Genomic DNA, 9,063 nt, shown 5'->3' with positions numbered 1-9,063 from the left:
CAGCGTCGATGGTACTGCACGGGCGACTGTGTGGGAGAGTAGAACGTTGCCAGGTTAGTAAATAAAAAAGACTTAAGATTTAATCTTAAGTCTTTTTTTCTATGAGTCTAATTTATTTTCTTTAAAACTAAACCTTTGCTTCTAATGCAAGTACATTCTCTAGGTTCGCTTGTGTGCAAGCATTGATATTTTACCTTTTTAGGAGCAATTACTTCTTGTGGCTTCTTTGTGTCCTTTTCTTGTGAACTCATAATGCCCTCCTTTAATAAAGTTAATTATATCAATAGTATATATTAATAGATAACAATTATCAATATATTTCGAAGTATTGATGATTTAAAGGTATATAAGTTGCAATAATATTTTTATACTTTATTAGGCTAGTTCATTTTAAATCACATAATTACTCAAGATGTAGATTATTTATTGAAACCTATAATAACAAAAATATATCCACAAGATATTATATAAGAATACAATACTTGTGGATAATAACAATTACCTTGTTGATATTATTTTAAATTAATATATCTTTTTTAGTAAAATTAAAGTGAGCTATTATATAAGCTACTATAGTAGTTATTAACATACATGCTATTGCAGTAGTGGTTGTTAAATTAGGATTATTATAAGCTAATGCTAGATTCGAGTTTAATAAACTAACTGAATCAGCATATGTTGTAAATAATAAGTGACTATATGAACTGATTGTAGTAATAGCTTGACCTCCTATTGTTAAGAATATAGTTAGTATTACTGAAACAGCCATAGATATCATACTGCTTTTGAATAAAGTTGAAATCATAAATACTACTGAGCAAGCTGTTAATATAAATAAGGTTTGATATCCTATACTTTTTAATGCAAATTCCTTATTAGTTACCATAGTAGATGTATCAGGAACTTGTTCCATCATCATTTGTTGTGAGCTTTGATCAAATTTTTTCTCATATTGTTGCTCTATTCTAATTGGATAATCAGAAGCCTCTATATTACTTGTTACATTAACTATTGCCATTCCTGCAAGTTGGGGAATTAATATTAATGAAAGTACTGTTATAACAGCAGCTATAAATTTAGAAAATAATATTTTCCCTCTTTTAACTGGTTGTATAAGTAAGAACTTTAAAGTAGCAGGGGTACATTCTCCAGATACAATATCACTCATAAATACAGCAATACCTGCAATTAATAATCCTAGACCGAAGAATTGGCTTAAGTTATTATAGAAACTGTATTCGTTATACTCCCAATTTTCTATAGGAGCTATATTATTAGCTTTTAGATATTTATAGTCTTCTAAAGTTTGCTTATCTTGAGCATAATAAACTTTATTCCATTCATTAATGCCTGTATCTTCATATTCTTTAATTATAATTTCTAAGTTTTTAATCTTATCATCTAATTGCTTTTTCCAAGCATCTTCTTCAATTCCATTTTCAATAATTTTTTTATTATCATCTATTTGCTTTAGTAAGCTTTGCTCTATTTGTTTTGAGCCATTTATCCAATTTTCATCACCATCAGCTTCTGCTCTCTTAATATCATTTCTTACATATACTAATTGCTCTTCAGCTTGTTTAATTTGATATTCGGGAGAAATCCACTCTCTCATGTTTTTATCTCCACTCCATGTACCATAAGCTGTTATACCAATGAAGGCAAGAAATAAAGCAAAAACTATCCAAGTCTTAGGTCTTTTTAAAATTTTTATAAGTTCATTTTTAATAAGTGTAAGCATAGTTATCTTATACCCCCTTCTACTAATTCCATATATCTTTGTTCAAGCCCTTTTCTGATTTTATAGATTTCTTCTATTTCAAAGTTATTATCAACAAGATATTTAATTAGTTTTGGAGTTGTATTAGATAATAAAATAATTTCAATTCCATCTTCAGATTTTCTTACTGATTTTATATATTCAATATTTTTAAGTAAGTTCAGATCTATTTCTTTAGTAAGATTTAAACAAATAATATCAGTATCAGTTTTCATAGAATCATTTACTACATTTTCTACTGATTTAATAGTTCCATGATTGATAAAAGCAACCCTATCACATAGGTGTTGTACTTCTGATAATATATGAGAAGATATAAACACTGCCATTCCTTTTTCTTTAGCTGCTTTTTTAACTACTTCTCTAAAGTCTAAGATTCCTGATGGATCTAAACCATTAGTAGGTTCATCAAGTATAAGTAGCTTAGGATTTGAAAGTAAAGATGCTGCTAGACCTAAACGTTGTTTCATACCTAAGGAATATTTTCTTACCTTATCATCAATTCTATTTTCGAGACCAACTAATTTAATTGTTTCTTCTACACTTTTCTTAGGAATTTTTCTAATTCTAGCTATTTGCATTAAATTTTCTCTTCCAGTTAAGTATTTATATAACTCTGGATTCTCAACTACAGCACCAACTTCTTTTAATGCCTTTTCTGTATCTTTCTTTAAATCATAGCCACATATTTTAATGCTTCCTTCATTAGGATGTATAAGACCAACTAGCATTCTTATAGTAGTAGTTTTACCAGCACCATTAGGACCTAAGAATCCAAAGATTTCACCTTCCTCAATAGAAAAAGATATATTTTTAATAATTTCTCTTTTCCCAAGAGACTTTTTTAGATTTTCTACCTCTAAAACCTTCATTATTTTCCTCCTTATAAGTAAGTATTGTAATTAATAATAATCCTTAAATCTTAATATATATAAGAAGAAAAACTTAATAACTATTAATCTTATCTTAAGAAAAGCTTAATATTAAAACAAAAATTATATAAATATAATTTAAATCTCTAAAAATTAATCTATTAAGTAACAAATAAATAAAAGTCATTATGTAAATAAATGTAATAAAATAATTTAATATGATAATTCAAGTAAAATGAAAAAATGGAAATAAATATAAGGTATTGATATAATGTTTTTATTCTATTTATGTTAACTAGGAGATATTAATATGTTAAAAGATAATAAAAGTAGTTGTCGAGATACCAAGTATAATATTGAACTCTTTCATGATGGGAAGAATTTTACAAGTTATAAATTTATGGGCTCACACCTTAAAAGTGAAAATAAAAAAAGAGGGGTAAGATTTACTACCTGGGCACCTAAGGCAGAAGAAGTATATGTTGTAGGAGACTTCTCTAATTTTGAACCTAATGATGAATATAAAATGAAAAAAATAAATGATAAAGGGATATGGAGTGTCTTTATTCCAAATATCAAGGAAGAGACAAAATATAAATATTATATTTTAGGAAGAGATAATAAAGGAGTATATAAGTCAGATCCATATGCACTTTATTCTGAAGTAAGACCTAATACGGCATCTATTGTTAAGAAAAGAGATAGGTTTAAATGGACAGATAGGAGATGGGTAGATAAAAGAAAAGCCTTTAATCCATTAAATATACCTATAAATATTTATGAGATTCATTTTGGATCATGGAAAAAGAATGATGATGAATTTCTTACTTATAGGGAATTGATTAAAGTCTTACCTAAATACTTAAAGGAAATGGCATATACTCATGTTGAATTTATGCCATTATGTGAATATCCATTAGATGCATCATGGGGATATCAAATTACAGGATATTACTCAATAAATAGCAGATATGGTGATGCACTAGATCTAAAGGAGTTAATAAATGAACTTCATAAAAATGATATTGGAGTAATCTTAGATTGGGTACCAGGACATTTTTGTAGAGATGAACATGGATTATTCAAATTTGATGGAACACCAACTTATGAATATGAAGAAACTTGGAAAGCTGATAATAAGGGATGGGGTACAGCTAATTTCGATTTAGGTAAGAATGAAGTGAGAAGCTTTTTAATCTCTAATGCTTTTTATTGGATTAAGGAATTTCATATAGATGGCTTTAGAGTAGATGCTGTATCAAATATAATTTATTTAAATTATGGAAGAAAAGATGGGGAATGGACACCCAATATATATGGAGGAGATGGTTGTCTAGAGGGTATAAGTTTTATAAAAGAGCTTAATATGAGTATAGAGTCCAACTTTACAAATGTTTTAATGATTGCAGAAGAGTCAACAGCATGGCCCAAAGTTACAGAAGCTGTTGAGAATGGCGGTTTAGGATTTAATTTGAAATGGAATATGGGGTGGATGAATGACACATTAAAGTATATTGAGTTAGATCCTATTCATAGAAAACATCATCATAATAAAATAAATTTTTCTATTATGTATAACTACTCTGAAAAGTTTGTTTTACCTATATCCCATGATGAAGTTGTTCATGGGAAAAAATCATTAATTGATAAAATGTGGGGAGATTATTGGAATAAATTTGCTGGATTAAGATTATATTTAGCATATATGATAGGTCATCCAGGTAAAAAGTTAATCTTTATGGGAAGTGAATTTGCTCAGTTTATTGAATGGAGAGAATATGAAGAACTTGAGTGGAAATTAATTAATAATTTTGAGATGCATAAGTTAACACAAAGTTATGTTAAGGACTTAAATAGGTTTTACAAAAATAATAAATCTCTTTGGGAACTTGATTATGATATTAGGGGATTTGAATGGATTGATGCTAATAATAGCAATCAAAGTATTTTTATATTTTTAAGAAGAGGCATCAAAGATGAAGATACCCTAATATTCATATGTAACTTTACACCTATAGTATATTATGACTTTAGGTTAGGAGTTCCATTCAATGGAGTATATAAAGAAGTATTTAATAGTGATAGTAGTGAGTATGGTGGTTCAAATCAATTAAATGAAGAAGAAATAAGTTCAGAAGAACTTGGTTATCATAATAAAGCATATTCAGTGAAAATAAAGGTTCCTCCTATGGCCGTATCAGTATTAGCAGTTTCTAATATTTTTAAGGGGGAATAAGAATGAAGGTTTTAATTGTAGCTTCAGAAGCACATCCATTTATTAAGACAGGTGGACTCGGAGATGTTATAGGAGCTCTTCCTATTGAACTAAAAAAGGAAGGGGTAGATGTAAGGGTTATTTTACCTAATTATAGGGATATTAAAGAAGAAGTTAAAAAGAACTTTACTTATATTGATAAATATAGTGTTAATGTTGGTTGGAGAAATCAGTATTGTGGAATATTAGAATATATTATAGATGGAGTTACATTTTATTTATTAGATAATGAATATTACTTTAAAAGAACTGGATTATATGGTTATTACGATGATGGTGAGAAATTTGCTTTTTTTAGCAGGGCTGTATTAGATTTTTTGCTTCATATAGAGTGGACTCCAGATATAATTCATTGTAATGATTGGCAAACTGGAATGATACCAGTATTACACAAGCTTGAATACTACAAAAATGAGAAGTTAAAGGATATAAGAACTATTTTTTCTATTCATAACCTTTATTTTAAAGGTATGTTTACTAAAGAAGTTCTACCTGAGCTTTTTGGATATGATTATGAAGCCTTCAATAATGGAAGTTTAGAACATAATGGTGGAGTTAGTTTTTTAAAGGGAGGAATTAATTATTCTGATAAAGTAACAACAGTAAGTAAAAGTTATGTTGAAGAAATAAAAACTCCAGAGTATGGGGAAGGTCTAGAAGGATTATTAAGATATAGAGAAGATTATTTAGATGGAATAGTAAATGGGATAGATTATAAGGAATATGACCCTGAATTAGATAATAAAATAGAATATAACTATAATTCAAAGTCTTACGAAAATAAATTACTTAATAAGAGTGCTCTTCAAAAGGAGTTTAACTTAGAGGTTAATGATGAAATACCTTTAATAGGTATAGTTTCAAGACTTACTCATCAAAAAGGATGTGACTTAATATTAAATATTTTAGAGGAGCTATTAAAGGAAAATGTCCAAATTTTTGTCTTAGGAACCGGTGATTATATATATGAAGAAGGTTTTAAAAGCTTTGCCCAAAGATATCCTAATAGAGTAAGTGCCAATATTAGATTTAGTAATGATTTAGCCCATAAGGTATATGCTGCGTCTGATATATTTCTGATGCCATCATTATTTGAACCTTGTGGTCTTGGTCAGTTAATTGCACTTAGATATGGAAGTGTTCCAATAGTAAGGGAAACTGGAGGGCTTAAAGACACAATTACTCCTTATAATGAGTATGATGGTTCAGGAAATGGATTTGGATTTAAAAATTATATTCATTCAGATTTATTAAATATAACTAGATATGCTTTAGGAATTTATAAAGATAAGGATAAATGGATTAAATTAGTTGATAATGCTATGAAGTCAGATAATAGCTGGGAAAAGGCTGCTAAGGAGTATGTGAGCCTTTATAGAGAAGTAATAAGTAAAGAAAATCAAATTATTTATAAGTAATAGGTATAGGAGAGAAAAAGGTGTATGGGGAAGAAAGAAATTGTAGCAATGATCTTGGCAGGAGGACAAGGCTCCAGATTGGGAGTTTTAACTAAGGATGTAGCAAAACCAGCAGTATCTTTTGGAGGTAAATATAGAATTATAGATTTTCCTTTAAGCAATTGTTCTAATTCTGGGATTTATACAGTTGGGGTTTTAACTCAGTATAAACCATTAGACTTAAATTCCCACATAGGAATTGGGGATCCATGGGATTTAGACAGGAGAGATGGGGGAGTTTCTGTTTTACCTCCTTATCAGGGAGCAAAGGGAGGAGATTGGTATAAGGGAACAGCAAATGCTATATATCAAAATATAGAATTTGTAGATAGGTATAATCCTGAGTATGTTCTAATATTATCTGGTGATCATATATACAAGATGGATTATGATAATATGCTAAAGTTCCATAAAGATAATAAGGCTGATGCAACAATAGCTGTAATAAAAGTTCCTATAGAAGAGGCAAGTAGGTTTGGGATAATGAATACAAGAAAAGATAACTCAATATATGAGTTTGAAGAAAAGCCACAAATGCCGAAAAGTAGAAATGCTTCAATGGGAATATATATATTTAATTGGAAGATATTAAAGCATTATTTAAAAGAAGATGAAAATGATATTAATTCTAGCAACGACTTTGGTAAAAACATAATTCCAAAGATGTTGAAGGCAGAAAGAAAGATGATGGCTTATCCTTTTGATGGCTATTGGAAGGATGTTGGGACTATAGAAAGCCTTTGGGAAGCTAATATGGATCTTATAGAGAGAGATAATGGATTGAATTTATATGATAGTGAGTGGAAGATATATTCCCAGAATCAAGCAAGTCCTGCCCACTACATAGGGGAAGGTGCACAAGTAAAAAGTTCCTTGATAGTAGAAGGGTGTATGATATATGGAAATATAGAAAAATCTGTTTTATCTCAAGGAGTATATGTAGGGAAAAATACAATAATAAAAGACTCTGTAATAATGCCAAATGTTCAAATAGGAGATAATGTAATAATAGAGAAAGCGATTATAGGAAATAACGCAATTATAGGTCATGGTTGTAAAATAGTAGATTCAGAAAGAATAAGAGTTGTAGCAGCAGATGAATATTTAAGTAGTGATTTTGATATAGACTTTAAAGAAATATCATTAAAAAATGAATTAATAAATACTTAAGGATGGTGATATGTTATGAAAAATTGCCTAGGAATAATTAATTTAGATGAAAACCAAAGTAGAATGGGAGAGTTAGTTAGATATAGGACTTTAGCATCAGCACCATTATCAGCGAGATATAGAATAATTGATTTTATTTTATCTAATATGACTAATTCTGGTATAGAAGGTATAGGGATATTTACAATTAATAAATCTCAATCATTAATAAATCATATAACAAATGGTAGGCCATGGGATCTTCATAGGAAAAAAGATGGGCTTAGGGTTTTTAACTTTGGAGACTTTGACCCAGTTAATGATGATATTCATAACTTTACAGAAAATATAGAATTTATTAAGCAAAGTAGAAAAGAGTATGTTTTAATAAGTCCTGCCTATATGATTTGTAATATTAATTTTAATGATGTTTTAAGGTATCATTTAAAATCTAATAATGATATCACAACAATATTTAAAAATATAAATAATGCAAACAAGAACTTTTTAGAATGTGAAGTACTTAATATTGATGAATATAATAGAGTTATAAGTATTGGGGAAAATATAGGTATTGAAAAGCAAGCTAAAATTAATATGGAAATGTATATAATGAAGACTGAATTGTTTATAGATATAGTTTATAAATGTATTAACTCAGGAGTATATAAAAAGATAAGGGAATTCATTTCAGATAATTTAAGTAAATTAAAAGTTGGTGCTTATGAGTATGAAGGATATCTATCATGTATAAATTCTATTAAATCATATTTTGATGCAAACTTAGATATATTAAATCAAAGTATAAATAGGGAGATATTCTATAATGAAAAGCCTATATACACAAGATCTCAGGATGAGCCACCTGCTAATTATACAGAAATGAGTATAGTTACTAACTCAATAGTTGCTAATGGATCATATATAGAAGGGGAAGTAGAGAATTGTATTCTTGGTAGAAGAGTAATTATTGGAAGAGGAGCTAAGGTGAAAAATTGTATTATAATGCAGGATTCAATTATAGGAGAAAATGTTATTATGGATAATGTTATTGCTGATAGGGGAACGATAGTACCTGAAGAAAAGGTAATTATGGGTACTGACAACTATCCAGTAACTATACAAAGAAGAAGATCAGTATAATTTTTAAAAGTTATATATTACATTTAATGTATATATTTATGTTTAAGCTTAGGGAAATTAATATCTCTAAGCTTAAATATAATAACAAACTATCCAGGTGTATCAATAGATGAAAAAATTAAAAATAAAGAGTATACTTAAGTATTATAATGATAAGTTAATATAATATGTATATTCTTTAAAAATGATTATCAATAGAGATGGTAAGATTAATCTCGTTCTTAGGGGAAACCCGAGAGAATTCACTACAAAGAACTAAAAAAATAATTTAAAAAATTATTGACACATTAGTTTAAAAGTAGTAAGATAAGAAAGTCGCTTGAGGGCGATGAAGAAAATGGTCTTTGAAAATTGAACAGAATAAAGTTAAGTAAAATAAACCAGCAA

Annotated in this window: 7 protein-coding genes; 4 read left to right on the top strand and 3 right to left on the bottom strand. The window is 28.3% G+C overall.

Annotated elements, in window-relative coordinates; all coding sequences use genetic code 11:
- Nucleotides 1-107 precede the first annotated feature (107 nt).
- From E5347_RS16990 to E5347_RS16490, 3 genes are all read right to left on the bottom strand, one after another.
- The gene (locus E5347_RS16990; RefSeq protein WP_168354987.1) at nt 108-251 is read right to left on the bottom strand and encodes a hypothetical protein; all 144 of its coding nucleotides are present in this window, start codon (nt 249-251) and stop codon (nt 108-110) included.
- A 266-nt stretch (nt 252-517) separates the two neighbouring features.
- Entirely contained in the window at nt 518-1,741 is a 1,224-nt protein-coding gene (locus E5347_RS16495) for an ABC transporter permease (RefSeq protein WP_136008319.1), read from the bottom strand.
- A 2-nt stretch (nt 1,742-1,743) separates the two neighbouring features.
- Nucleotides 1,744-2,652, bottom strand: coding sequence for an ABC transporter ATP-binding protein (locus tag E5347_RS16490; RefSeq protein WP_136008318.1), 909 nt, complete (start codon nt 2,650-2,652; stop codon nt 1,744-1,746).
- 310 nt (nt 2,653-2,962) lie between these two features.
- Here E5347_RS16490 and glgB point away from each other — a divergent pair, with 310 nt between their 5' ends.
- From glgB to glgD, 4 genes are read left to right on the top strand one after another with little or no spacing between them, the layout of a single operon-like run.
- Complete coding sequence (gene glgB / locus E5347_RS16485; protein ID WP_136008317.1) at nt 2,963-4,888, top strand: 1,4-alpha-glucan branching protein GlgB; 1,926 nt, start codon at nt 2,963-2,965, stop codon at nt 4,886-4,888.
- A 2-nt stretch (nt 4,889-4,890) separates the two neighbouring features.
- Entirely contained in the window at nt 4,891-6,345 is a 1,455-nt protein-coding gene (gene glgA / locus E5347_RS16480) for a glycogen synthase GlgA (protein ID WP_136008316.1), read from the top strand.
- Between the two features lie 24 nt (nt 6,346-6,369).
- Nucleotides 6,370-7,554, top strand: coding sequence for a glucose-1-phosphate adenylyltransferase (locus E5347_RS16475; RefSeq protein ID WP_136008315.1), 1,185 nt, complete (start codon nt 6,370-6,372; stop codon nt 7,552-7,554).
- Between the two features lie 15 nt (nt 7,555-7,569).
- Nucleotides 7,570-8,676 carry a glucose-1-phosphate adenylyltransferase subunit GlgD gene (glgD, locus tag E5347_RS16470; protein ID WP_136008314.1) on the top strand — a complete coding sequence of 369 codons (1,107 nt, stop codon included), beginning with the start codon at nt 7,570-7,572 and terminating at the stop codon, nt 8,674-8,676.
- The last annotated feature ends 387 nt before the right edge of the window (nt 8,677-9,063 follow it).

The sequence above is a fragment of the Clostridium sartagoforme genome, from assembly GCF_004794105.1.
GTDB classification, from domain to species: Bacteria; Bacillota; Clostridia; order Clostridiales; family Clostridiaceae; genus Clostridium; species Clostridium sartagoforme_B.
Note: the sequence above shows the minus strand (reverse complement) of the source record. Positions and strands in the feature narration are given on the sequence as shown.